26 protein-coding genes are annotated in these 24,793 nt (G+C 66.3%); 17 read left to right on the top strand and 9 right to left on the bottom strand.

Features of this window, described 5'->3' with window-relative positions:
• Window positions 1-33: 33 nt before the first annotated feature.
• Entirely contained in the window at window positions 34-834 is an 801-nt protein-coding gene (locus QRN16_RS19585) for an enoyl-CoA hydratase-related protein (protein ID WP_285189241.1), read from the bottom strand.
• 349 nt (window positions 835-1,183) lie between these two features.
• Here QRN16_RS19585 and QRN16_RS19580 point away from each other — a divergent pair, with 349 nt between their 5' ends.
• The 4 genes from QRN16_RS19580 to QRN16_RS19565 are packed head-to-tail and all read left to right on the top strand — an operon-like array spanning window position 1,184 to window position 4,120.
• On the top strand, window positions 1,184-2,041 hold the full coding sequence (locus QRN16_RS19580) for a GAF and ANTAR domain-containing protein (protein WP_222650874.1): 858 nt from the start codon (window positions 1,184-1,186) through the stop codon (window positions 2,039-2,041).
• The gene (locus QRN16_RS19575; protein ID WP_285189238.1) at window positions 2,038-2,430 is read left to right on the top strand and encodes an STAS domain-containing protein; all 393 of its coding nucleotides are present in this window, start codon (window positions 2,038-2,040) and stop codon (window positions 2,428-2,430) included. Before QRN16_RS19580 ends, QRN16_RS19575 begins: the two co-directional genes overlap by 4 nt.
• 17 nt (window positions 2,431-2,447) lie before the next feature.
• Entirely contained in the window at window positions 2,448-2,924 is a 477-nt protein-coding gene (locus QRN16_RS19570) for an ATP-binding protein (protein WP_285189236.1), read from the top strand.
• A 50-nt stretch (window positions 2,925-2,974) separates the two neighbouring features.
• Window positions 2,975-4,120, top strand: a complete 1,146-nt coding sequence (locus QRN16_RS19565) for a N(5)-(carboxyethyl)ornithine synthase (protein WP_222647845.1) — start codon at window positions 2,975-2,977, stop codon at window positions 4,118-4,120.
• A gap of 22 nt (window positions 4,121-4,142) precedes the next feature.
• Here the strand turns inward: QRN16_RS19565 and QRN16_RS19560 are convergent, their stop codons facing one another.
• Both QRN16_RS19560 and QRN16_RS19555 read right to left on the bottom strand, forming a co-directional pair.
• On the bottom strand, window positions 4,143-4,379 hold the full coding sequence (locus tag QRN16_RS19560; protein WP_285189234.1) for an ANTAR domain-containing protein: 237 nt from the start codon (window positions 4,377-4,379) through the stop codon (window positions 4,143-4,145).
• Between the two features lie 71 nt (window positions 4,380-4,450).
• Complete coding sequence (locus tag QRN16_RS19555) at window positions 4,451-5,092, bottom strand: GPP34 family phosphoprotein (protein WP_285189232.1); 642 nt, start codon at window positions 5,090-5,092, stop codon at window positions 4,451-4,453.
• Window positions 5,093-5,343: 251 nt separating this feature from the next.
• Between QRN16_RS19555 and QRN16_RS19550 the strand changes: the two genes are divergently transcribed.
• The 3 genes from QRN16_RS19550 to QRN16_RS19540 are packed head-to-tail and all read left to right on the top strand — an operon-like array spanning window position 5,344 to window position 8,282.
• A complete protein-coding gene (locus QRN16_RS19550) occupies window positions 5,344-5,934 on the top strand; it encodes a TetR/AcrR family transcriptional regulator (protein ID WP_222647842.1) in 591 nt (196 codons plus the stop codon).
• Between the two features lie 38 nt (window positions 5,935-5,972).
• Window positions 5,973-7,538 carry a carboxylesterase/lipase family protein gene (locus QRN16_RS19545; protein WP_285189330.1) on the top strand — a complete coding sequence of 522 codons (1,566 nt, stop codon included), beginning with the start codon at window positions 5,973-5,975 and terminating at the stop codon, window positions 7,536-7,538.
• A 24-nt stretch (window positions 7,539-7,562) separates the two neighbouring features.
• On the top strand, window positions 7,563-8,282 hold the full coding sequence (locus QRN16_RS19540; RefSeq protein ID WP_285189229.1) for a dihydrofolate reductase family protein: 720 nt from the start codon (window positions 7,563-7,565) through the stop codon (window positions 8,280-8,282).
• Between the two features lie 27 nt (window positions 8,283-8,309).
• Here the strand turns inward: QRN16_RS19540 and QRN16_RS19535 are convergent, their stop codons facing one another.
• Window positions 8,310-9,197: a sugar phosphate isomerase/epimerase family protein gene (locus QRN16_RS19535; protein WP_285189228.1), complete on the bottom strand. Its 888-nt coding sequence runs from the start codon at window positions 9,195-9,197 to the stop codon at window positions 8,310-8,312.
• A 416-nt stretch (window positions 9,198-9,613) separates the two neighbouring features.
• Here QRN16_RS19535 and QRN16_RS19530 point away from each other — a divergent pair, with 416 nt between their 5' ends.
• The 9 genes from QRN16_RS19530 (at window position 9,614) to QRN16_RS19490 (ending at window position 20,254) form a co-directional block, all read left to right on the top strand.
• Window positions 9,614-10,573: a siderophore ABC transporter substrate-binding protein gene (locus tag QRN16_RS19530; RefSeq protein WP_285189227.1), complete on the top strand. Its 960-nt coding sequence runs from the start codon at window positions 9,614-9,616 to the stop codon at window positions 10,571-10,573.
• Window positions 10,563-11,528: an ABC transporter permease gene (locus tag QRN16_RS19525; protein ID WP_285189226.1), complete on the top strand. Its 966-nt coding sequence runs from the start codon at window positions 10,563-10,565 to the stop codon at window positions 11,526-11,528. Before QRN16_RS19530 ends, QRN16_RS19525 begins: the two co-directional genes overlap by 11 nt.
• Window positions 11,515-12,516: an iron chelate uptake ABC transporter family permease subunit gene (locus tag QRN16_RS19520; RefSeq protein ID WP_285189225.1), complete on the top strand. Its 1,002-nt coding sequence runs from the start codon at window positions 11,515-11,517 to the stop codon at window positions 12,514-12,516. Before QRN16_RS19525 ends, QRN16_RS19520 begins: the two co-directional genes overlap by 14 nt.
• Window positions 12,513-13,310, top strand: coding sequence for an iron ABC transporter ATP-binding protein (locus tag QRN16_RS19515; protein ID WP_056449125.1), 798 nt, complete (start codon window positions 12,513-12,515; stop codon window positions 13,308-13,310). The genes QRN16_RS19520 and QRN16_RS19515 overlap by 4 nt, the downstream gene beginning before the upstream one ends.
• A 32-nt stretch (window positions 13,311-13,342) precedes the next feature.
• On the top strand, window positions 13,343-14,356 hold the full coding sequence (locus tag QRN16_RS19510; protein WP_285189224.1) for an ABC transporter substrate-binding protein: 1,014 nt from the start codon (window positions 13,343-13,345) through the stop codon (window positions 14,354-14,356).
• A 42-nt stretch (window positions 14,357-14,398) separates the two neighbouring features.
• Window positions 14,399-16,231, top strand: coding sequence for a siderophore-interacting protein (locus QRN16_RS19505; protein WP_285189222.1), 1,833 nt, complete (start codon window positions 14,399-14,401; stop codon window positions 16,229-16,231).
• A gap of 427 nt (window positions 16,232-16,658) precedes the next feature.
• On the top strand, window positions 16,659-17,447 hold the full coding sequence (locus QRN16_RS19500) for an alpha/beta fold hydrolase (RefSeq protein WP_285189221.1): 789 nt from the start codon (window positions 16,659-16,661) through the stop codon (window positions 17,445-17,447).
• 761 nt (window positions 17,448-18,208) lie between these two features.
• Window positions 18,209-18,979 carry an EAL domain-containing protein gene (locus QRN16_RS19495; protein WP_285189220.1) on the top strand — a complete coding sequence of 257 codons (771 nt, stop codon included), beginning with the start codon at window positions 18,209-18,211 and terminating at the stop codon, window positions 18,977-18,979.
• Between the two features lie 192 nt (window positions 18,980-19,171).
• On the top strand, window positions 19,172-20,254 hold the full coding sequence (locus QRN16_RS19490; RefSeq protein WP_285189219.1) for a hypothetical protein: 1,083 nt from the start codon (window positions 19,172-19,174) through the stop codon (window positions 20,252-20,254).
• Between the two features lie 369 nt (window positions 20,255-20,623).
• Here QRN16_RS19490 and QRN16_RS21830 read toward each other — a convergent pair whose 3' ends face one another.
• The 5 genes from QRN16_RS21830 to QRN16_RS19470 form a co-directional block, all read right to left on the bottom strand.
• Window positions 20,624-21,076, bottom strand: a complete 453-nt coding sequence (locus tag QRN16_RS21830) for a GNAT family N-acetyltransferase (protein ID WP_350310220.1) — start codon at window positions 21,074-21,076, stop codon at window positions 20,624-20,626.
• 453 nt (window positions 21,077-21,529) lie between these two features.
• Window positions 21,530-22,462, bottom strand: coding sequence for an SDR family oxidoreductase (locus QRN16_RS19485; RefSeq protein WP_285189218.1), 933 nt, complete (start codon window positions 22,460-22,462; stop codon window positions 21,530-21,532).
• Window positions 22,443-22,934, bottom strand: a complete 492-nt coding sequence (locus tag QRN16_RS19480; protein WP_285189217.1) for a MarR family winged helix-turn-helix transcriptional regulator — start codon at window positions 22,932-22,934, stop codon at window positions 22,443-22,445. Before QRN16_RS19480 ends, QRN16_RS19485 begins: the two co-directional genes overlap by 20 nt.
• 42 nt (window positions 22,935-22,976) lie before the next feature.
• On the bottom strand, window positions 22,977-23,882 hold the full coding sequence (locus tag QRN16_RS19475; protein ID WP_285189216.1) for an NADP-dependent oxidoreductase: 906 nt from the start codon (window positions 23,880-23,882) through the stop codon (window positions 22,977-22,979).
• A 53-nt stretch (window positions 23,883-23,935) separates the two neighbouring features.
• Window positions 23,936-24,106: a hypothetical protein gene (locus tag QRN16_RS19470; RefSeq protein ID WP_285189214.1), complete on the bottom strand. Its 171-nt coding sequence runs from the start codon at window positions 24,104-24,106 to the stop codon at window positions 23,936-23,938.
• A 319-nt stretch (window positions 24,107-24,425) separates the two neighbouring features.
• Here QRN16_RS19470 and QRN16_RS19465 point away from each other — a divergent pair, with 319 nt between their 5' ends.
• Complete coding sequence (locus tag QRN16_RS19465; protein WP_350310219.1) at window positions 24,426-24,782, top strand: MmcQ/YjbR family DNA-binding protein; 357 nt, start codon at window positions 24,426-24,428, stop codon at window positions 24,780-24,782.
• The last annotated feature ends 11 nt before the right edge of the window (window positions 24,783-24,793 follow it).

Below are 24,793 nucleotides of genomic sequence, written 5' to 3'. Positions count from 1 at the left end.
TTCTCGCAACCCGAACGTGGTTGCAGGACTGCGTCAGGACACGACGCCTGTGAACTTGGGTCGCCGCTTCTCCATGAAGGCGCGCCCACCTTCCACGGCATCGTCCGAGCCGGCGCACATGGCCACGAAAGCCTCGGCTTCGGAGAGCATCTCCGGGTAGAGGTCGCTGGCGAGGGCCACCTTCGCAGCCCGCACCGACATGGGTGAATTGGCCGCGATGGTCGTCGCGAGTGTGCGCACGGCCTCGTGCAACTGGTCTTTCGGGACCACCCGATTCACGAGACCGATGGAGAGAGCGGTCTCTGCCGTGACGCGACCGCCGGTGTACAGCATCTCGGCGGCGTGACCGGAGCCGACCATGCGTTGCAGCACGCGCGTCGGCGGAACCGGGTATGCGATTCCCAGACGTGCGGCGGGAATCGCGAACGCGCACGCCTCATCGGCGATGCGGATGTCCGCGGTGAGCGCGACGGCGACGCCGGCGCCCATGCAGAAGCCGTGCACCATCGCGATGGTCGGCGTGTGCATGGCGGCGAGTCCGAAGAACAACGCGGCAATGGCGTCGTCGGCGGCCTGCTTGGCATCGGTGGAACCGTGCTGCGATTCGAACTCCGAGATGTCGGCTCCGGAGACGAATGCCTCCGAACCTTCCCCGCGCAGCACGATGGCGCGGACGTCGGGGCGTTTGTCCAGCTCTTGCAGTCGCGCGTGCAGATCGCGCATCATCGCTGCGCTCAATGCGTTGCGACGGGTCGGATTGCTGATCACGGCCCATGCGACCGCACCGTCGATCTCGACGGAGACAGAGCCTTTCTGCTCCACTGTGGCAGTCATGACAGGCCGTTTCGGCGAACTTCTGGGTGCTCCATGCATAAATTTTAGATTCGGACCTTCCACCGAGAGCGCGGCCGAACCATTGTCTGGCGGTCTCACAACCCGGCCGCACTGTCCCGTGGTCGTGACCGCGCATTCCTGCCCCGTGTCACCTCCCGCGCACCCACACGTCACTAGTAAGTCCGCGTCCGACGAGCATCGACCGTTCGTACGGGGGTCGCGCGTTGCGGCATACCGTGTGTGGGGTTGACCCGCGGCGTACGCTTGGGCGCATCCGGTGAAGTCATCACCGCGCAGCGTCCTCCGCGCACGTCGACAGGTGTCATGACTGCACCACAGAGGACTCCGCATGACGGATTCGGTCACGTCCGGCCTGCCCCCGGACGATCACAGCACGGCGGCCGCACTGGCCGCCGCGAACGCCTTCGACGACGAGATCGCAGGAGCGTTGTCGTCCCGCACGGCCGGCGGGGTTCGCACGGCGATCACGATGCGGTACTTCGCCGCGGACACCTTCGACGCATTGGATGCCTTTCGTGGACTCCTGCTGTCGCACAGTCGGTTCGAGATCCTCCTCCAGGGCTTGTGCGAACAGGCGGTCGCCGCGATCCCCGGAGCGGACATGGCCGGGGTGACCCTCCTGCATCACGACGCGGCGAACCCGGAGACCGCGGCGCGGTCGGATTCCCGAGTCAGCGACATCGATGCCGATCAGTACCGCGTGAACGAGGGGCCCTGCCTCGAAGCCGCCCGGACCGGGCGCATCGTGTGCGTGCACGTCGAGGATGCTGCGGCGCGATGGCCGCTCTTCGCTGCGGCAGCGTCCGAGGCCGGTGTGCGCAGCTTCCTGTCGGCACCCCTGGACGTCGATTCCGAACATGCGGGATCGCTGAACGTCTACAGCTTCGGCGATCACGGCTTCAGCGACATCGACGAGGTGCTGGTCACGGTGCTGGTGACCGCCGTTGAGGTCGCGGTGTGGGAATCGCGGCACACCGCGGACGCGCGGAAGGAATCAGGCAACCTGCGTCGAGCGATGGAGACCCGTGCCTGCATCGAACAGGCGAAGGGCATCGTCATGGCAGTTCGAGGTATCACCGCGGATGCGGCCTTCGCCGCCCTGGTCGAGCAATCGCAACGTGAGAACGTGCGCGTGTCGGTACTCGCGGAACGCACGGTCACCTCGGTCGTGGCGGTACCGCAGTGACCCTTGATCGCGCACGCGAGCAGGACGTCGACCGACGATCCGTCCAGGTCACCGTTGCCCGCAACGGGTCTGTACTCATCGTGTCGGTCCGCGGCGATCTGGACCTCGAGTCCACGCCCATGCTGACGGCAGGTCTCGACCGAGCACTGTCGGACGACGTGCCCTCCGCGGTGATCATCGACCTGACCGACGTCGATTTTCTCTCTTCCACCGGCATGACGGCCCTCATCGACACGCACCGCCGACTCGGCGCGCTCGGCGCACTCGTCGCGCTCGCTGTCGTGTCGAACGGGCCCGCGACCACCCGTCCACTCACGCTCGTCGGAATGGACGAGATGCTCTCGCTCCACTCCGACCTCGACGCGGCACTGGCCGCGGTGTCGTCCTGAACGGTCGCACGGCGGGCGTGCTGGACGCGACCCATGACGGTGTCGCAGACAGCTCTCTCGGTCCGAGCGTCCGGAACCCGGGCCTCGTCATGTCCGATGTCCCCGCTGACGCCCTGTGCATCGGCGCCGTACGCAGAGCGTTTGCCGCCTGGCTCCGCATCCTGCCGTTCGACGACGCCCGCAGAGCCGATGTGGTGCTGGCGGTGTACGAAGCGATGGCCAACGTCGTCGACCACGCCTACCTCGACATCGACGGTGTCGGCACGATGCAGATCAGCGCCACCTACTCGGTCGGCCTCGGCACGCTGGACGTCACCGTCGCTGATCTCGGACGGTGGAAACTACCTGTGCACAACGCTCTTCGCGGTAATGGTCTGCCACTCATCATGGCACTGAGCACCTCGTCGACAGTGGATCACTCGGGAACGGGGACCACCGTCCGCGCGACGTGGTCCTCGATGGCACCTCCACACCCGGAGCCTGTTTTCCACTGACATCCGGTCTCGTTCTCCGACAACCGAATACTGCAACCGGAAGGGCACCCGTGCAGCAGCTCACCCTCGGCGTCACGTCACTCTCCAGCAAACCCAGCGAACGTCGCCTCCCGATCCACCCCCGGCACCTCGAGCGCATCGACACGGACCTGCGAGAGCGCATATTTCTCGAGAAGGGATACGGGGCCCCGTACGGCGTCTCGGACGACGATCTGTCCGGTCTGGTCGCAGGACTTCGATCGAGAGACGACCTCGTGGCCGAATGCGACGTGCTCCTTCTTCCCAAGCCGCAGGTCTCCGACCTCGCGGGAATGCGCGTCGGGCAGACACTGTGGGGATGGCCGCATTGCGTTCAGGACGAGAAAGTCACCCAGACAGCCATCGACCGCCGACTCACCCTCATCGCGTTCGAGGCCATGAACCACTGGTCCAGCAGCGGGTCGTTCAAGCTGCACGTGTTCCACAAGAACAACGAACTCGCCGGCTACTGCTCCGTGCTGCACGCTCTCCAACTGGCCGGATCGACGGGTGACTACGGTCGACGACTCCGCGCCGCCGTCATCGGATTCGGCAGCACCGCACGCGGCGCAGTGACGGCGCTCAACGCCCATGGCATTCACGACGTCGATGTCCTGACCCAGCGTGGCGCCTCGGCCGTCAGCTCGCCCATCCACTCCGCGCGTATCGTCAACTTCGACGTCGACGAGCACGACCCGCACGAGAACCGCGCCCTCACCGACACCGGCCGAGTGCCCCTGCCCGGGTTCCTCGCCGACCACGACATCATCGTCAACTGCGTTCTCCAGGACACCGCGTCACCGCTCACGTTCCTGTCCACGGACGACCTTCGGGCCCTGGCGCCTGGGACACTCGTCATCGACGTCTCCTGCGACGAGGGAATGGGATTCGAGTGGGCTCGGCCCACGTCGTTCGACGCTCCGATGTTCCTCGTCGGCGACAACGTCCGGTACTACGCCGTCGACCACAGCCCGTCGTACCTGTGGGACTCCGCCACGTGGGAGATCAGCGAAGCCCTGCTGCCTTACCTGCGCACCGTCATGGACGGCCCGTCCTCGTGGAACTCCTCCCCCACCATTGCCCGGTCGATCGAGATCCGCGACGGGACGATAGGCAACCCGGCGATTCTCGCCTTCCAGAACCGCGACGCGGACTACCCGCACCGGACGACGGCGTGACCACCTGCCGCGGAAACGTCCGTCAGTTACCGACGCGGGTGTGCACGGTCATGAGCAATCTCCCGAACCTGTCCCGCTCCGCCTCGTCGGTCCACACGACGCCCGCACTGTCGCGGAGCGACTGCTCACACAGCGCCCGCACAGGTACGTTGCTGTCCTGCGACCGCCACTTCAGCAGGTCGAATGCCTTCTCCTCCGACACCCCCAGAGCGAACTGGATGATCCCTTTGTACTGCTCGATCGCCGCTCGGGTCTGCATCGCAACGAGGTAACCGTCGACGGTCCCCGGCAGAGCTCCCCGTCGATTCGGCGACGACCGGACACGGTCGCTCAGCTCCCGGTGAGCGACAGGTAGCCGACGGTCGCCAGGGCTGCCGCCATCGGCGCCGGCAATCCCACCGCGCCGAGGCGGTCGGCAGCGGACGCCTTGACGGCGACCTGCTCGCGCTCCTCCGCTGTCAAGTTGAGCACGGAGACGATGTCGGCACCCACGACGATCGCCGCGAGGGCGCCGATTCTCGGGTCGTCGCACACCGGGTTCACGAGATCGGCGATCACGCGGTCGCGCACCTCGGGGGTCACCCTCGTGGTGCGGTACGGCACACCGAGAACTCGGGACCGCCCGCGTTCGAGCACCCCGTCCGCGATCGCACGATCGCGATGCTCCGCGTAGGCGCCGGAGCGCCGACGCAGCCAGTGCCGAATCTGGACAGGCCGGGCCGCCGTTGCTCGGCCCAGGGAGTCGGCGAGTGCGGAGACCCACCCGCGATCACTCACCGCGACCCGCGCGCCGAGAATCAGGTCCCCGTCGATGTCGAGGACCTTGCTGACGGACAGTTCGGCGAGTTCGGCCAACGCGGTGCACTTGGCGGGGCCGAAACGTTGATACGGGCGCCCGTCCGCGGTGTGCAACAACGTCATCAGGGCTGCCGGGACGGTCAACTCACGAGGGGTCGGTCGGGTGCTGGTCACGTCGTGCCTCTCCGTGGATCGGTACCGGTTTCACGGCCGCGAAACCAGTGCGTGTCACATCACGCTAACAACGATACGTTCTCCTATCAATAGTTTTTGTTAGGAAAACCCAATGTCCACGTTGATCGACCACAGAGTAGGTGCGGAGGAGTTCGCACGATGGTCGAACAGATGTGCTGCGGCAGTCATTTCCGTCCAAATTTTCCTGACAGTACTGTCAGATTCTGGTCACACTTACTAGATTTCGAATCATGACTCAGACGTTCGTCCGCTCGGCACGACGCGCGCAGCTCGTCGAGGCTGCCATTCGTTCACTCGCCGACCTGGGCGTGGAAGGAGCATCACTCTCACGCATCGCCGAGCACGCCGGTGTCAGCCGTGGGGTGGTGAACTACCACTTCCCGGGCGGGCGACGAGAGCTGTTCGAGGCCGCGGTCGACGAGATCTACGATCTGGGCCGCCGTGAAGTGCAGCCCGACACCGAGTCCGCCCCGTCCCCGCGACGCGGGCTGGCGTCGTTCGTCCGGAGCAGCATCGCCTTCTACGCCCGCCACCCGATTCATCTTCGAGCTCTCACGGCGATCTACACCAGCCGCACCGAGGACAGCCTGCGACGGGACGAGCGACCCGAGCACGCGACCGAGATGATGTCCGTCGCCGATCTTCTCCGACGAGGTCAGGTGTCCGGCGAGATGCGTGATTTCGATGTGACACTCATGGCGTTGACCATCCGCGCCGTTCTCGACACCGCGGTCGGGCTCACCGCAGCAGGAGCAGACCCCGGTGTTCTCGCGGACGAACTCGTGAACACCCTCGACGCCGCCACGCGGGCGCTCCCGTGAGGCGCGCACTCACTGCCGTCGTTGCAGCCACGACTCTGATGGTGTCCGCGTGCACCTCGACGGGGACCGAACCGGACACCGAGTCGAACCTGGTGGTGGACAGCACGACCGGAACCTTGCAGGGAGTCGCAGTCGGGAACACGCACCAGTATCTCGGCGTGCGGTATGCACAACCCCCCACCGGTGACCGCAGATGGACCCTTCCCGAGCCGGTGCCCGACACCGACGAGGTCCTCGACGCCACGCGAGCGGGCTCACCGTGTCCGCAGACCGGCGAGACCGCGCAGGCAGTCTCCTCGACCGACGAGGACTGCCTGTTCCTGAACGTCACCGTCCCGGCACGCGCGAGCGCCGAGCCCCGTCCGATTCTGATGTGGTGGCACGGTGGCGGATTCACCAGCGGAGCCGGCTCGCAGTACGACGCGCAAAAGCTCGCCGACCAGGGTGACGTCATCGTCGTCTCGGCGAACTACCGACTCGGGATGCTCGGATATCTTGGACTGCCCAGCCTGGCAGGATCCGGCAACTTCGGTCTCGCCGATCAACTGGCCGCCCTGCGCTGGGCCAACGACAATGCCGCGGCCTTCGGCGGAGACCCGGATTCGGTGACGCTCTACGGGGAGTCGGCCGGTGGAACCTCCACCTGCGCGGCGCTCACCTCGCCGGCCGCCGAAGGACTGATCGACCGCGCCATCTTCTCCTCCGGTTCCTGCCGTCTCGCATGGCCCCCCGGCACCCTGTTCCCCGGACTACCCGCGTCATCGTCACTGATCCCGTTGTCCGACAGTGAATCACAGGGCGTAGCGGTCGCCACTGCACTCGGGTGCACCGACCCCGACCCGGTGGGCTGCCTGCGAGAACGACCCGTCGATGCCCTGCTCGGGCAAGCCGCGTCGTTCGGCAATCCGTTGGCCTACGGCACCGACCTGCTCCCACAGGAACCCGTACTCGCCGTCGAGGCCGGAGACTGGCTTCACGTGCCCGTCCTGACCGGCGGCAACCGGGACGAGCATCGTTCCTTCATCGGCGGCCTGCTCCTGACCGATCCCGCGGCGGTCACGGCGGACAACTACCAGTCCTTGATCCGAGCATCGTTCCCCGCCGACGCTGCATCCGTCGGCGCGCAGTACCCGCTGGCGGACTACGAGTCGGCGCCCGTCGCCTGGGCGACCCTGGTCACCGACGTCGCCTGGGCATGCACGACCTCCCGTGGCGCCCGTGAGCTCGCCGCCGACGGGACACCGGTCTACAGCTACGAATTCGCCGATCGCAGTGCGCCCGATGTCAGCGGAGTGTCGGCGTCCGGTATGCCGCAGGGCGCGGCGCACGCCACCGACCTGCCGTATCTGTTCGATCTCGGCGGCGAGAACCTCCTCACGGGGCCAGGGCAACGCGAGCTCGGTGACGCCATGGTGGCGGCATGGGCTGCGTTCGCCCACAACGGCACACCCGGTCCTGCCGACGGTGCCGAGTGGCCGGCCACCACCGGCATCGAGACCACTGTCATGCAGTTCGACAATGCCGCCACCGGCTCCGGGGTACACCTGATCGACCACCGCGCCGAACATCACTGCGCGTTCTGGGACACGGTCGACCGTGGCTGAGCACGCGCGTGAAAGGATCGAGTCGTGCGACGACTTGTCGTGACCCAGAACATCACGGTCGACGGGGTGATCGAAGCTACCGATGACTGGTTCGCGCGCGCCGGTCACGATCCCGACATGGACAGGGCGTTGGCCGCTCAGCGCGACGCATCCGACGGCTTTCTCGTGGGACGGAAGACGTTCGAGGGCATGCGCGATTTCTGGGCACCTCGAACCGATGACACGACCGGCGTGGCGGAACATCTGAACCGCGTCGCGAAGTACGTGGTGTCCTCGACGCTGCAGGATCCGGGGTGGGCGAACACCACAGTGTTGTCGGGTCCGCTCGTCGAGGAGATCGGACGAATCACCGCACTCGACGGCTCCGACATCGTCTGCACGGGAAGTATCGACCTCTGCCATGCCCTGATCGGCGCAGATCTCGTCGACGAGTACAGGCTCTTCGTCCACCCGTTCGCGAGGGGACACGGAAGGCGACTGTTCGACGGAACTCCCCCACGACACCTCGTCCTGCGGGAGTTCCGCGCCTTTCCTTCCGCGACTGTTCTCACCCGATACGACACGCAACGGATCACTGAGCGAGGGGCTCGCGGCCGCCCAGCGCGTCCCGTCGGAGGATCTGACGTCGTAGCCGGTGCGCGAGAGGTAGCCGACCTGCTCACGTTCCCGGAAAGTCCTCGCTCCTCGGCCATCAACGGCTCAGCCATTCGCGCCGACGGCGGTGTACTCCCCACGATCATCTGACAGTGGATCGACCTCGCCGACCCGACGTCATGGCAGGGGATGCACCAGTGCGACTGCGCTCTCGTGCGCTCGGGTGAGGGCGAGATCGAGTGGCATGCGCCGGAAGTCGTCGGACAAGATCTCCACACCCCAAGTTCCGTCGTATCCGACCTCGCGCAGAACACTGATCAGTCCGTTCAGGTCGAACACTCCCTCACCGCACAGTCGACGGTTGTCCATCGTGTCGTCGAACAACGACCCGACGACGTGCTCGTCGGCGTCATCGAGTTCCACACCGAACACGACGTCGCCGGTCAGGGAAGATCGCAGTTCGTCGAGGGTGGTGCCGGCCCGGACGACGTGCCAGGCATCGACGATCACGCCGCACGCGGGATCTCCTGTGGCGCGGGCGAGGTCGGCCCCGTCCGGGATGGTGGAGATGATCGAGAACGGCATCGGTTCGATGGCGATGCGGGTGCCGCGCTCCGCGGCCTCGCGGGTCAACACGCGTAACGCGTCGACCACGGGTGCCAGGTCACGAGGCGGCGCATTCTCCGAGCCGATCTTGATGTGCGTCGGCTGGAGGATCTCAGCGGCCTCCAGCAGCAGGTCGCGAGTGTCGTGGGTGCTTCCGTCCTCTCCTCTGGGGATCCACCACCGTTCCAGCAGTTCGATCTCGACATACCTCAACGGCGAATCGTCGAGCATGCTCCGCAGGGCCGGTAGTCCGATGTCGTCGCGAATGGCCGCGAGGTCCGCGGCGACGATCCCCATGCCGGCGAACCCGGCATCGGATACCGCCGTGATCCGGTCCGCGATCGGAATCGGACTCACAGGGTGTGGCGCGTCGGGGCGGACATCACCCGCCGACGTCCAACACGCTGCGATCAGTTCCGGCGCCATCGGTGCGATGCGTCGGTCCGCTCCTCGGGTCATGGTCAGGATCCTGTCTGCGTCGGGGTACCTCGCGGCCACCGCGATGAGGACTGGTGCAACGTGGTCCGGATGCAGGAGGTGGCACCGCGGGCGAGTGGTTCCTCTGCAGTGTGCCGATTCCGATACCGTCGGATCAAGCAGGTGTACCCATCAAAAACCCCTCGCCGAGGTGAGCCGGCGCCGCCCCGGTCCCGGTCGTCGCCCGATGATCGAGTCACGCCGAGTGGGTACGACCGAACTTCTGCGGCAATGTTAAAAACGGCTGGAGCCACGCAGTGATCGTCGTCAGCGCGATCACGGAGTTGGAAGCAGTGGCCGTCGTCGCCGCGCAGTCTGAACTTTTGCATAGCCTTACCTAAGTCGCTACGCTCCAGCGAGTAAAGGTTCGGTCAAGACATCACACCCTCTGGAGCCTCGTGAAGACCCCGAAAACCCCGATCCTCGCCCTCCTCGCCACCGTGATCACGGTGAGCGCGCTCGCGAGTTGCAGCACCGACGACACCACGTCCGCGGACTCCGCCACCACCGTCTCCATCGACACCGCCACCGGACCTGTCGAGGTCCCCCAGAACCCGCAGCGTGTCGTCGCCCTCGACAACACCTCGCTGGAGACCCTGCGCGCGTTCGGCGTCGAACCGGTGGCGCTGCCCAAGCCGATCATGCCGTACGAAGGGTTCGAGGACTGGATCGACGACGACGCCATCCTCGACGTGGGGACGCACCGGGAGCCGAACCTGGAGATCGTGAACGAAGCGGAACCCGATCTCATCATCGGCGGCTACCGCTTCTCGGAGTACACCGACGACCTCGGTCGCATCGCCCCCACGCTGGACATCGCGCCATCCGACGATGCCGAGGGTGGTTACGTCGAGTCGCTGAAGCGCCAGACCGCCTCTCTCGGCGTCGTTTTCGACCGCGAGGAGCAGGCGGCCGAGATCATCGCGGCTCTCGACGCCGCCGAAGACAACGCGGCGGAGCGGACCACCGGCCAGTCGGTGTTCCTGTCCGTCGTCTCGGGCGGCAAGATCGACAACGGTGCCGGACGGATCGGTCGGATCATCGAACCACTGAACCTGCGCGACGTCTTCGCCGGTGCGGCCGGCGACGTGCACGGCGACTCCGGCCTCGCGCCGGAGGCCGTCGCCGCGGCGAACCCGGAGTGGATGATCGTGCTGGACCGCGACGCCGCGGCCGGCGAACCCGGTGCAGCTCCGGCGAAGTCGGTGATCGATGCGCAGGAAGCGTTCGCCCGCACGACGTTCGCGTCCGAGGACCAGATCGTCTACCTCGATCCGTACTTCTACACGCGCGAGAGCATCCAGGCGTACGCCGAGACGTACGAGCAGCTCGCGGACGCCTTCTCGAATGCATCGTAGGACAGCACTTCTGGGCTCGGCGGTGGTCACCGCCGCCCTGGTCGCGGCGTCGCTGCTCGTCGGCGAGTTCGACATCTCGCTCGGCACACTGCTCACCGACCCGGTGGCGCGGGAGATGTTCCTCATCTCCCGCGTCCCGCGGACCCTCTCATTGATCTTCGCCGGCGTCGCGATGGCGGTGTCCGGTGTGGTCATGCAGATGATCACTCAGAACAAGTTCGTCGAGCCCACTACCGCCGGCACGAGCCAGTGGGCGGGGCTGGGCATTCTCGCGGCCCTGTTGCTGGCGCCGAATCTCGGGCCGATGCCGAAGATGCTGATAGCTACCGCGTTCGCCTTCGTCGGCACCATGTTGTTCGTCGGCGTCCTGCGTCGAATCTCGTTGGAACAACAACTGGTGGTCCCCCTGGTCGGCATCATGCTGGGCGCCGTCGTCGGCGCGATCACCACCTTCCTCGCCGGCACATTCGACCTGCTGCAGTCCATGTCCGCGTGGCGGTCCGGCGGATTCAGCGGCATCGTGCGCGGTTTCTACGAACCCTTATGGGCCGTCGTCGTCATCGCCGTGCTCGTCTACCTGCTCGCGCACCGCTTCACCGTCGCCGGCCTCGGGAAGGACCTCGCCACCACGGTCGGACTGAACTACGACGCGACCGTCGTGCTCGGCGTCGCGATGGTGGCGGTGTGCACCGGTGTCACCAGCGTGGTGGTCGGCTTCATCCCGTTCCTGGGCCTCATCGTGCCGAACATCGTGTCCATGGTCCTGGGAGACGACGTACGGAGGAACCTCCCGTGGGTAGCGGTGCTGGGCGTCGGACTGCTGCTGGCCTGCGACCTGATCGGGCGCACGGTGGTCGCGCCCATGGAGATTCCGGCCTCGGTGATTCTCGGCGCGCTCGGCGCCGCGGTCTTCGTACTTCTCGTGGTGAGGCAGCGACGTCATGTTCTTGCGTGAATCACCCTCGATGCCGACGCCGGTGCGCGCCGACTCGAGACCACGTCCGCGACGACGACTTCTCGTGGCCTCCGCGGTGCTGGCGGGGGCGATCGCCTGCTTCCTTCTCCTGTTCGTCCGGGGTTCCTTCGAGTTCGCGGTGGAACGCCGCGCCACGATGCTGGGCGCCATGGCCGTCGCGGCCTTCGCCCACGGGCTCGGCACCGTCGTCTTCCACACCGTCACAGACAACCGATTGCTCACTCCGTCCATCGTCGGTTTCGACTCGCTGTACGTGCTGATGCAGACCGTCATGGTGTACGTCTTCGGCGGCTCCGTCATCGCTCGGACCGACGGCACCCCGAAAGTGATCGCACAGACCCTCACCATGGTCCTGTTCGCCACGGTCCTCTATCGCTGGCTCTTCTCCGGTCGCCTCGGCAGTCTCTTCACGATGCTGCTCGTCGGCGTCGTCCTGGGACTGGCCTTCGACAGCCTCTCGACGTTTCTGCAGCGACTGCTCTCCCCCACCGAGTACGACCTGCTGTCCGTTCGCCTGTTCGGTCGCCTCAGCGGGGTGGATCCGGACATGCTTCCCCTCGCGTTCACGGTGTGCGTCGCGGTGGGAGTGGTGTTGTGGCGCAGGCGTTTCCGGCTCGATGCTCTGTTGCTCGGCCGTGACTCCGCGACGACCATCGGCGTCGACCACAAGCGTGAACTGACGCTCGTGCTCGTTCTGGTGGCGCTGCTGGTGTCGTTCTCCACCGCGCTGGCAGGGCCGATGACCTTCTTCGGCTTCATCGTCGCGACGATGGCCTATCAGGTGACCGGCAGCTACAAGCACCAGTACGTGCTGCCGATGGCGTTCGTGCTCGGCATGCTCACGCTCGTCGTCGGACAGTTCGTCATGCAGCACGTGTTCTACGCGGCCGGTTTCCTCACGGTCGTCATCGAATTCGCGGGTGGACTGCTCTTCCTCGTCGTCGTCCTCCGGAAAGGCAGACTGTGATCACGTTCTCGGACGTCTCCAAGACCTACCAGAGCGAGACGGTGCTCGGACCGGTCAGCGGCACCATCGCAGAGGGTGGCATCACCTCGGTCGTCGGGCCCAACGGAGCGGGCAAGTCGACCCTGCTCTCGATCATGGGCAGACTGCTCGAGCCGACCACCGGAACCGTGACCATCGGAGACGCCGTGGTGCAGCACACGGCCACGAGAGACTTGGCCCGCATCGTCTCGGTGCTGCGCCAGGACAACCACCTGACCGCGCGGCTCACCATCCGCGAGCTCGTCTCGTTCGGCCGGTTCCCGCACTGCGGCGGCCGACTCCGCGCACACGACCACGAACACGTCGACCGTGCGCTCGACTTCCTGCACCTCGACACCCTCGCCGGGCGCCACCTCGACCAGGTGTCGGGTGGTCAACGCCAGCGGGCGTTCGTCGCCATGGTTCTCGCGCAGGACACTCCGTACGTCCTGCTCGACGAGCCGCTGAACAATCTGGACATGAAGCACTCGGTGGCGATGATGGGCCATCTCCGACGCGCGGCCGACGAATTGGGGCGCACGATCGTGCTCGTGGTGCACGACATCAACTTCGCAGCGGCCTGGTCGGACGACATCGTCGCGATGCGGGACGGTCGGATCGTCGTCAGCGGGCCCGCCGGCGCGATCATGCACGACGACATCCTGAGCGACGTGTTCGATACCCGGGTGCGCGTCCACGACATCGACGGCGCGCGGACCGCCGTGTACGCCCGCCCTCGGAACGAGGTGCGTATCGCGGCCTCGACACAACCATGACACGCACGACAGTGCTCTCGAAAGGATTCGCCATGGTGCACTCCCCCCTTCGCCGGCGAGGCGTCCGCCTCGTCGCCGCTGCGTCGATGGCGCTCGTCGTCCTCGGCGCGTCCGCGTGCAGTTCGACCGCCGACGACACCGCTGCAACTGTCGTGCCGACATCGAGCGAGACCCGCGTGATCGCCACCGACAGAGGAGAGGTGACCGTGCCCGCCGACCCCCAGCGCATCGCGGTCCTCTCCGCCGGATTCGCCGGATACCTCTACACACTCGACGCGCCCGTCGCCATCACCGACACCCGACTGCTCGGTGTGACCAACCTCGACGGCGGCTTCCCTCCACAGTGGGCCGACAAGGCTGAGGCCCGGGGCACAGTGGAACTGCCGGCGGGGGAATCGCTGAACATCGAAGCCATTGCGCAGGCCGAACCTGATCTCATCATCGGTGGCGGGCAGGGCTACTCCGCCATCCTGGCCAATGATGCCTACGATCAGCTCGCCGCGATCGCACCCACCGTGCTGATCCCGTCCACGGTCACCACCTGGCAAGGCGAACTCGCGGCAGTCGCCGACGCCGCCGGGGAGAGCGACAAGGTCGACTCTCTCCTGCAGGCATACGAGGACAAGGTCGCCGATGTCAGGGACTCCATCACCGTTCCCGGGTCTCCTGTCGCATATTTCCTGTCGCTGAGCACCAATGAACCCTCCTTCATTCCGCAGACCGCGGCATTGCCGACGTTGTTGTCGGAGGTCGGTTTCGAAGCCGACGACATTCTCACCAAGGCCGGGAATCCGGAGTTGTACGGTTCCGGGGACTCGTTCATCGTCAGCCCCGAATTGCTCGGTTCCGTCGCCACCGCCCCGGTGATGTTCGTCGTCCCGGTTGCCGGGCGCACCCTCGAGCAGCTGAAGCAGGATCCGGCCTACGCGGTGTTGCCGGCCTTCGCCGCGAGCACTGTCCACGAACTTCCGGCGACGAGCTACCGACCCGACTACGACGGGGTCATGGCCACGCTGGACCAGATCCAGCAGACGTTCGCCGCGTAGCAGTGCCACTCGGTGAGAACGGATCAGGAGGTAGGGATTCCTATGGCGGGCACAGTGCGCGACGTTCAGGTCTTTCCGATCTGCATGCGAGAACTCGATGTCCTGCGGGTGGAGGACGTGACCCCCGGGATGCGACGGGTCGTGGTGGGCGGGCCGTCGATGGACCGGCACGTGCGCGACGGTGTCAAGCTGCCTCCGGTGCGGACCACCGGATTCGACGACGACGTCAAGATTCTTCCGGTCGACCCGGTCACCGGGACCCTGCCGTTCCCGGTACCCAGGAATCAGGACGACGGCACCGTCGACTGGCCCGCAGGATCGTTCCCGTACGCACGCACGTACACCGTGCGCAGGTTCGACGAGGCCGAGCGAGAGATGGTGCTGGACTTCGCAGCCCACGAGGGCGGACTCGCAGCGACGTGGTCCCGGACGGTGGAGCCCGGCGACACGGTGCTGATCGCCGGACCGAAACACTCCGCGAGCCTGCCGCGCGAGGTGGACTGGATGCTCGTCGCCGGCGACGAGACCGCCCTGCCCGCCATCGCGCGCTGCCTCGAGATGCTGCCCGCTGATCTGCCGGCGACGGTGGTCGTCGAAGTGGCCGAGCGCTCGCACCGACAGGAACTGCGCTCGGCTGCCGACGTCGACATCACCTGGCTGTACCGGTCCGAAGCCGTAGGCGACTCCCGGCTCGTCGACGCGGTCCGAACGGCGCCGTGGCGACCCGGGCAGCCGTACCTGTGGGTGGCCGGCGAAGCACAGACCATCACGCCACTACGTCGATGGGCAAAGCTAGACAAGCAGATCGACAAGAAGTTCGTCGAGATCGCCGGGTACTGGCGTAGACGCGAGGAACGAACGGACGCGTCCCCGGCCGAGAGCGGCCAGGCGAGGGACGCCGCGGCGCGCCTGCACGAGATGGCGGACCTGGCGACCCCGCTGGTGATCAGGACCGCGGTGACGCTCGGGGTGTTCGCTGCTGTCGACGGCGGCGCCGACACCGTCGACGCGATCGCCGCAGCATGCAGCACTCACCCCGGCGCCACGGCGAAGCTGGTGCGGCACCTCGTGCTGCTCGATCTTCTCACCACCGACGGTCAGCGTTGCGCCCTCACCGAGATGGGGTCCCTGCTCGCCGACCCGGACGCGTTTCTCAACCAATCGCTGCACGACGACAGGATCCACACCCGACTCGAACTGTCGCTCCTCGGACTCACCGAGACAATCCGGACCGGGACACCCGCTGCGACACATCGTTTCGCCGACAAGATGGCCGAGCCCGGTGTCGCGGACGAGTTCCACGAGGAAGCGGCGTTCTCCGCTGTCTACCGCGCTCCCGCACTGCCCGACGCGGTCGATCTCGACGGAGTCCGGACGGTCGCACTCCACGGCGACGGGGCAGGCGTCTACGCCGACACCCTCGTACGGGAACGTCCCGACCTCGAGATCGCGCTCGTCGGACATCCCGACCGCAACCGCCGAAACCTGGCAGACGTGGCCCATGAACGGCGCGGTGCGGTGCACTGCATCGACTCCACCGATATCACCCCTTCGGGATCCCCCGTAGACCTTGCGATCGCCGTCGACCTGATCGACGCCCACCCCGATACCGATGCGCGACTACTGCTCTCGACGCTGGCCACGTCCGCGCGCAGGGTCGTCCTTGTCACCGACGTGCTCGACCCGGCGACCACCGACGATCACGACACCGAAGACGACTTGGTCCGACTGTGCCTGTACGGATCCGGGCGACGCACCGAAGCCGAAGTGCGCGAGCTGATTGCCGAGTCCCTCGGTGCCGACGCACGTGTCGGAAGCCTGGGGTGGGGGTCCACGGTGGTCGAATTTCGGGGCCGGTCGGGGACGGCGACGTGATGGGCCGGACGACTATCGTCTGAACCGCCTCACAGGAAGCCGACCGACTGTTTCGCGCACGCGGTCTCGACGACCGAGACAAGTACCTGCAATTGGACTTGCTGCACACACGCGATCAGCAGGACAGCCCGATGACGACCGCCTCGGCGCACCTGCGTTCTCACCGCGGGACGAGCCGCAACGCGAAGACGCGCTGTCGCCTCCGGGACATCTCGAGGTCATCAGCGAACGCGTACCCGGTCGCACCCGCCCACCATCCGACCGTGGTGCTGTCCCGGTCGTACCAAGGTGACTCGGCCGCGAACTCGGTGACGTGGCCCCGAACAGTCGGTACCCGGCGAAAGGTTGAATTGGACACTGGGCGAGCGGGTGCCATCGGTCTTCCGGAACCCCTGCGTCGACCGGGCATTCGCGTACTGTCAACTATATGACGCTCAACTATGTCAGATTCGGACATGGCAGCCCGCTGTTACTGGTGCACGGCTTGGGCGTCGGATGGCGATCCTGGTCCCCGATCATCGACGAACTGGCGGAACACCGTGACGTCATCGCGGTCGACCTGCCGGGGTTCGGCGACACGCCGCCGTTGACAGGCGACGTGTCGATTGCCGCTTTCGCCGACTCCGTCGCGGACTTCATTCGCGAACACGATCTGGGTGGCATTTCCACCGCCGGTCAGTCGATGGGCGGTCGAATCGTCCTCGAACTCGCGCGGCGAGGAGTCGGCGGCGACACCGTGGCACTCGACCCCGGCGGTTTCTGGAGCGACCGCGAACGTGCTGTCTTCGGCGCCACACTCCGGCCGTCCATAGCCCTTGTCAACATGTTGCGGCGTTTCCTACCTGCACTTCTCGGCAACCCTGCGGGAAGGACCCTGCTGCTCGCTCAATTGTCCGCGCGGCCATGGGCACTCTCGCGCGACACCGTGTTGCCCGACGTGCGCGGGCTCGCCGACTCCCCGTCGACCGGGGCCGCTCTGAACGCCCTCATCCACGGGCCGAAGCAGGAAGGCGCACCGTCCGGCACAGTGCCCGGGCGGGTCACGATCGGTTGGGGACGACGAGATCTGGTGACAGTGCCGAGGCAAGCCACACGCGCATCGGAACTGTTCCCCGATGCCGTTCTGCACTGGTTCGAGCGGTGCGGTCACTTTCCGCAGTGGGACGCACCTCGAGAAGCCACTCGATTGATTCTCGACCGCACCGAGAGAGGATGATTCTCAAAGGTCCGACCAGTGCATGTCGATCGCGGGTCACCATTCGCCGGCGACCTCGACCGGCCCCCGGCGAACTCGCTGCGTGGTGACGACTGTCCCGGTGTCGCGGGAGGGTCGCGGCGCGTCCTACCGGGGGATCCGGCCCTGCCCGCACATCAGATCGGAGGCGGCGTGCGGGCAGGGCCGGAGGGCCGCCATTCCTCTCGTCCGGTGACTTCACAGGTGGCGCACGAGCACGCCTCCGGCATTTCCCCGAACTGAGCGAGTCGACGATCTTCGTGCAATCGGGCATGAGGCTCAGGAGTGGTCGTGACCCGACGCATTGCCTGGCGCGGGTGCCTGCTTCACTGCTGACATGCTGAACGAATCGGGGCCGGCCGAATATATCGCCCCGGTTCTCGGCGGCGAGGTCGCCGCGACGCTGCCCGGGAATGGGCATCGTGAGCAGGGCCGCATCGTCGGTGCTACTCGGAGGGTGTCAGTTCCCGAGCCGTCCTCGGCAATCACCACGCGTGTCCCCACCGTCCCGGTGCGTAGCCGGTTCCGGCGTGCCGCTTTCGGCGTGACGGGACGTCATGCCTACGGCGAGCATGGCCAGCAGAGTTTGTGCTTGTCACCCTTTCAGGGGTGGTTCATCCGTTCTGCGAATGGGGGGTACCACGTCCTCATCTCTCAGACCCGACACGATGCGCCGCCGACTGCAGTCCACGTGAGCTCGTTCCGCCCGCCGGTGCGGCGCCGTGTGCGAGCAAGCGTTCCCGGTGACTGATTTCGACGGGGACGGAAGCCGCCCCGGCCGCGCCCAGCAGCGGCCGGTCACCGCTGATGACATCTGCGACCTTGTACGTCGCGGCGGACCCACCATGGTGTTCCAACCCATCGTCGACGCCGCAGACCTGAACGTCGTCGGCTACGAAGCGCTCTCGCGGTTCCCCACCGGAACCGCGTGCCCCGCGGAGTGGTTCGACACCGCAGCGCAGAGCGGACTGTCCGGGGCACTCGAAGGCGCCGCGCTGCTCTCCGCTCTGAACGAAGCGGCATCGTTCCCGCCGGGAATGTTCCTCGCGGTGAACCTCTCCCCCGCCGCGCTCACCGACGACCCTCTGCTCGCCGAGCCGCTGCGCCACGCCGCCCGACATCGCCGCATCATCCTCAAGGTCTCCGAACGCACCCACATCCACGAGATCGACACCGTCCTCACACGGGTCAACGACCTACGCGACGCCGGTGTGGTCATCGCCCTCGACGACGTCGGCGCCGGGCAGTCCGGGCTCCGGCAGGTGATCACCGTCCGACCCGAGATGATCAAGATCGACGCGTTCGTCACCCACGACATCGACACCGATCCTTTGCGTGCAGCCATCGCTGCCGGCACCGTGACCCTTGCCGAGCAATTCGGCATGACCGTGGTGTTCGAGGGCGTCGAGTCCGATGCCGAACTGCGCACCGTCCGCCGTCTCGGCGCCCATTTGCTGCAGGGGTATCACCTCGGGCGTCCCGCCCCCGCCACTCACGGAACCACCCCCCTGTAGTGAACATTCTCGCCGCACCGAAGCCTCTGCGACCCTGGGGTCAGCTGACGATCGGCGTCACTGCAGTCGGGTCGCCCGCGGGTGATCGCACACGTCGTCGGTCAGCTCCCTGGCGGAGGTCACAGCTGACGGTCTGACGGTCTGCTCGTCTTTCGGACGTTTCGACTTGTCTCAACCGGGTGGCACCGGGCGATGACCGACCACGACCCACACCGAAAAGGACCCACCCGCCCAGCGGGAGACGGTGTATCGGTACTGCTCATCGCCGACCCCGGCAAACCCGCAGACCTCGCCGAGCACCTCTCCGACCACCTACCCCGACGCCTCACCGAACGAGGATCACCGCCCCGCCGATGGACCACCACCGTGCGCCGACAACCCCTCGTCTCCGACGAACACGCCTCACTCGACGACGTGATCGACACCGTCGACATCGACTCCGACCACGAGGACATCGTCGTCTACCTCACCGACCTCCCCCGCCGCGACAACACCGTCCCCGTCATCGGCGAGGTCAGCGCCGATCACAAGTTCGCACTGATCTCCATCGCCGCCGTCGGCGGCATCGACCTCACTCGACGCGTCACCACCGTCGTCGAACTCGCCCTTGCACGCATCCTCGGCGAACCCGAACTCGCACCGACGAGCGCCGCGAGACGATTCCCCGCCGAACAGCACGAAACCGGCACCCGGTACCTCGCACCGAAGGGACTGCGCACGCTCCGACTGGTCTCCGGAACGGTGCGAGCCAACCGGCCTTGGCGGCTGGTCACCGGCCTGTCCAAAGTGCTCGTCGGCGCCTTCGCCACCGGCGCATTCGCATTGTCCACCAGCACCATTTGGTGGTTCGCCGACACCATGGGCGGATGGCGCCTGTGTGCGGCGACGATCCTGTCGACGGTGGCGCTCATCCTCTGGCTCGTCATCGATCACGAACTGTGGGAACGGTCCGGATCCGACGAGGAACGCGAACGCTCCAGGCTGTACAACACCGCGACCGTCATCACCCTGACCATCGGTGTCGTCGTCCTCCACATCGCCCTGTTCGGTCTGCTGCTCTTCACCGCTTGGCTCTCCCTCCGAGCGCACGTCCTGTCCTCGACCCTCGGGCACGACGCGACCACCGCCGACTACCTCGAACTCAGCTGGCTCCTCGCCTCCATCGCCACCATCGGCGGCGCCCTCGGATCCGGCCTCGAAGACGACGACGCAGTCGAGGAAGCCGCCTACGGAACCAGACAACGCCAACGACACGACAACACGCAGAAACAGTGAACAGGTGAGAATTCCGAAGCGAGCGGTGCACTGTGCGGGGCGCAGTCAGCACGCTCCACGCCTCCGACGTCGACGTGAAGCGAGCGGTGTCCGTCCATAGAAGTCTCCGGAGGTCCACCGACCGTCGTGGATAATCCTGCGCCCTTGACCACCCACGTCCACCTACAACCAAGCCCCCGCAACAATCGGACGGGGGTATCTACAAGGGTCACGACAACGACGTGGTGATCCACACTCACGACTGGGCCGAGTTCACGCGGATGGCGTATGGCACCACCGGCGCGCCGAAACCCCGGCCAACCGCGGAAAGGCCCGATCTCCAAGTACTGGCCCCTTCTCGCCATCATCGGTCGCGGCGACTCGCGAATCTCAGGGTCCCGGGGCTTCAGGGTTACAGGGCTTCAGGGACACCGAGGTGTCGATCCAGAACCGCGCCTCGCCTTCATGGTTCACCCCGTCGGGTACACCGCCGTTGCGTTCTACGACCTTCAGCGAGGCAACATTGTCGGGAGCCACGGTCAGCAATGCGCGGGTGATGCCCATTCGGGAGCATCGACCCAGTGCGGCTCGCAGCATGCGTGTGGCGTGCCCACGCCGCTGCCACGGATACACGACGTGACAGCCGATGTGGCCGCCACCCTCGTCGTCGGTCAGACGGTGTCGCAGCACGAGCGAGCCGAGGTAGAACTCACCCGATGTGTACCACCACACCTGGGAAGGGACACCCCATCGATCGCGCACTCCTACCCGCTCGGCCACGTGCGTATCGAAGTCGAGGCTCGCCGCCCGCAACCAGTCCGTGCTCCGCCCACGATGCAGCATGTCAGCCAGCTCGCCCACGAGGTACGACGTCCTCACCTCCGTGCGAGGGTCCGACAACACAGGCGGAGTAGGAAGTTCGATCACCGCTCTGACGGTACCGATACGACAGCGATAGCTCTCTGGAAATGAGAAGCGCCATGACGGAGCACCGAGGCTCCATCTCCAGCGGTGAGAGCTGTCAGACTGGGAATACCCCGTGTGAACTGCTGTCTCACAAGGGTTCAGGCATCTCGAACGTGCGCAGAATGAACACTGTGGTCACGATCCATGAAACCTCCCCAGCCCGGGTCGAACGGGAGTGTCACGTTCGCCGCCGGATTCCACACGCGCACACGGCCGCTCACCCCTGAAATTTCCTGCCGTTCACCACACGTTTCTCCGGCTGCCGTGGAGAACCACCCGGTGAACGGACAGATCTCGAACCGGATCTGGACGTGCATCGAGTGTGGCCGCTCAGCGCCTCGAGCTCGACGTAAGCCTGTGACCGAGTCGCAGGGTGGCGTCCTCGGCGGTCGGGGCGGGTCCGAACAGTTCGGTCTGGCGGGTGATGTCGGCGACGTAGTTGCCGGTGTCGAACCAGCTGAACATCGCGGCCATGTCCTTGATGATCGGGACGAAGCGGCTGGTGACCGTGCCGGCCGCGCGGACCAGCGGTGCCGGGATCGCTCGTACCGAGATGTCCTGTCCGATGGCGTCACTCAGGAGGCGCGCGGCTTCTCGGGCACCGACGGGCCGGTCCCATCCGACGTCGATGCGTTCGCCGACCTCGGTGTCCGCGTCGACTGCTGCCGCAAGGTAGCGGGCGAGGTCCGCGATCAACACGAATGTCAGTGGAGTGTTTGCGTTGCCGACCCACAGAAAGCGGCCCTTGCTGATCGGGTCACCACCCATGGTGGCGATCTGATCGAGGAATGCACCAGGGCGCAGCGCGACGAACGGCACCCCCAGACTTTCCAGACGGTCCTCCGCCAACTTCTTGTGCCAGAAGTGCGGCACGTCGGGAGTGCGGTCGCTGGTGAGAATGCTGGTCAGGACGAACTTTCGGATGCCGCTGCGGTGCGCGGCCTCGGCCAGATTGGCGTTGCCGATCGTGTCGATGTCGTCAGCGTTCTTACCGCCTCGGGTGTAGCCGGCTGCAGTGGTGATGACGGCGTCGGCGCCGGTCATCGCCGTCACCAGGGAGTCGACGTCGAGCATGTCGCCGCGGGCGATCTCCACGCCGAGACTTTCGAGCGTGCCGGCATCGGTGGTGGGTCGGACCAATGCGCGAACGGGTTTGCCGATGTCGAGCAGCGCATCGACGACCTGTCCGCCGAGGTTTCCGGTCGCGCCGACGACGAGGACAGGTGCGGTGGGGGTGTGGTGGTCATGGTGTGCCTCTTTCATCCGGGCCGTCCGGTGTCGTCCGGCCTCGGATGGAATCGATGATGGCGTGGGCCGCGGTCAGGAGTGACGCAGCCTGCTGGGTGGTGAGGTCGCGTGTGGTGACGGATTCGAGCTCGCGCCACATGGCGGCGATGGGTTCACGCATCGCCTCACCCTTGGGTGTCAGGTGTGCGACCGAGACTCGCCGGTCGTGTTCGGCCGGTTCTCGAACGATGAGGCCGGTGTCCTGCATGCGCCGCAATGCTTTCGACATCGTGGAGTGGTCGACGCCCACACTGGCGACGAGTTCGGACTGCGTCTGCCCGTCGCGGTGATGCAGGTGCATGAGTATCAATTCCTGGCCCGGGTGGAGCTCGAGGCCGCGCAGCAGAGTCGAGGCGTAGCCGCGGTGGGCGCGAGCGAGTTCGAAGATCGTGTAACTCACCTGTCCGCCGTTGAAGGATGCGGGGAGCGGTGATGTGGGCTCGGGCATGTCACCATTCTGTCGGTGCTGTCGAGCGGGGTCGTCGACGCGTCAGTCGACGGACAGGACGATCTTGCCGCGCACATGACCGGAGTCGCTCAGGTCCAGGGCAGCGGATGCCTGTGCAAGAGGAAACGTCGTGACGGTCGTGGTCAGTGTTCCGGCGGCCGCGGCGCGCGCCAAGTCGTCGAGCAGGCCGGTCGACCGTTCCGCAGGAGTGGCGGAGAAGGCGACCCCCAGTTGGTGGGCACGGAAGTCCGCAATGGTGACTATGCGGTCCGTTCCTCCGCGCAGGCTGATCGAGTCCTCGAGCGCGCCTTTCCCAGCGAGGTCGAAGATCGCATCGACACCCTCGGGAGCGAGTGCGCGGACTCGGTCGACGAGCCCTTCCCCGTACGTGGTGGGTGTCGCGCCCAGGGAGGACAGGTAGTCGTGATTCCCCGGTCCCGCGGTGACGATGACGCGCGCACCGCGGGCGACGGCGAGCTGTACGGCGATGGTTCCCACAGCGCCGGCCGCGCCGTGCAGCAGCACGGTGTCGCCGTCGACGACGGCGAGCTGATCGAGCACTCGCTGTGCGGTAGCGCCCGCCACAGGTAGTGCAACGGCATCATCCCAGCCCAGGGCGCCCGGTTTGATCGCGACGGTGGTGGCGAGGGCGTACTCGGCGTAGCTTCCGGTGTCGGACCAGCCGAATACCTCGTCGCCCACCGAGAGGCCGTGGGTCTCGTCGCCGACGGCGTCGACGACACCCGCCACCTCGGCGCCGGGAACGGCCGGTAGCGGGGTGGGGAAGACCGCGTTCATCGCACCCGAACGAATCTTCCCGTCCAGCGCGTTGACCCCCGCAGCGCGGACACGGACGCGGACCTGGCCGGGCCCGGGCTGCGGTGGGTCGACGTCGACGAGGTGCAGTTCCGACGTCGAGCCGAACTGGTCGAAACGAATGGCTTTCATGGTGTCTCCTTATTCTTTTCTTGCGGAAAAGTGGGATCGGTCGTGCTCTGTTGTCAGACGGCGGGATCGGGTTGCGATGCGCGGTGACGCGCCGTGTACTCGACCAACCGCTCCAGGAACCACGCCTTGGCCTCCTTCGCCGGGCGGGTCCACGGTGCCGCCGCGTCGAACCCGCGGCTCGGCATGCGCAACGATGGATCGATCATGTCTTCGGTCATACGCACGGCAGGCTCGTTACGTCGATGGTGATGACGACCATCGGTTGCCCGTGACTCGTCAACGATTTACTTGGCTAGCCACGTACTCTACACAGATATGCGTGGCCAGCCAAGTAATGTCGAGTATCGAGCCCTCGGACGCCCCGAACGCGTCGTGCCAGCCCTCCAGACGACGTGACGGGCCTCGGGCGAACACGTGTCGAGGAGTATCGCGCGTACGTCGTGACGCACGACGATCCACACCGTCCGAAGGGAGACAGGACATGATGCGCCGCCACTCACCGACGGAAGTACGCGGTCTGCTCCGTACGGATCCGGCGTACCGGTGACACTGTCAGGTGCGCAGGTGCATCAGGTTGCCCGCGACACTGCGGCGACACTCGATGATGTCAGCCGCGGACATCCGTTCACTCCGCATCTGGATGTCTGGAAGGTGGGTGACAAGGTGTTCCTCATCGTGACCGACGACGACCCGGATCTGCAGATCATCACCGTGAAGGTGGCCCCGCATCACGCTGTCGCACTGCGACATGACCACGACTCGATCACGGCCGGGCGCTATCTCGACAAGCGGCACTGGACCTCGGTCGGTCCAGGCCGGGGCGTGACGAAGCGGCTCGTCGAGGATCTGGTGCATGGCTCTCACGAGCTTGCGGCCGGCCACCGGTCGGGGTCTGCATGACTGATACACCG

The sequence above is a fragment of the Rhodococcus sp. MEB041 genome (genome assembly GCF_030208955.1).
Taxonomy (GTDB): domain Bacteria; phylum Actinomycetota; class Actinomycetes; order Mycobacteriales; family Mycobacteriaceae; genus Rhodococcoides.
Note: the sequence above shows the minus strand (reverse complement) of the source record. Positions and strands in the feature narration are given on the sequence as shown.